This window comes from Streptomyces millisiae, from assembly GCF_031845425.1.
Lineage (GTDB): Bacteria > Actinomycetota > Actinomycetes > Streptomycetales > Streptomycetaceae > Streptomyces > Streptomyces millisiae.
Map to the genome: position 1 here is coordinate 1 of NZ_JAVREM010000409.1, position 396 is coordinate 396.

Here is a 396-nt window from a genome sequence, read left to right on the forward strand (position 1 = left end):
CACCATGTACTCGTACTACCGCGACGAGCTCGGTCTTCCCGAGATGGGTCTGGTCGGCCGTCAGCTCTGGGAGCAGAGTGGCCTGTCTCCCGACGACATTCAGACCGCGATCCTCTACGACCACTTCACGCCCTACACGCTGATCCAGCTGGAGGAGTTCGGGTTCTGCGGGAAGGGCGAGGCGGCGGACTTCGTCGCCGGGCGGACGCTGCCGCTCAACACGCACGGCGGGCAGCTGGGGGAGGCGTACCTGCACGGGATGAACGGCATCGCGGAGGCCGTGCGCCAACTGCGCGGCACGGCGGCGAACCCGGTGCCGGACGCGGAACGGATCCTGGTGACGGCGGGCACCGGCGTGCCGACGTCGGGGCTGATCCTTACGGGGGACGGCTGAGC

At 69.2% G+C, this 396-nt stretch carries 1 protein-coding gene; it reads left to right on the forward strand.

All coding sequences use genetic code 11. The annotated features are described in order from the left end of the window. Positions 1-394: thiolase C-terminal domain-containing protein (locus RNC47_RS37315; RefSeq protein ID WP_394814972.1), on the forward strand; the 394-nt coding region annotated here is incomplete at its 5' end. Between the last annotated feature and the right edge of the window lie 2 nt (positions 395-396).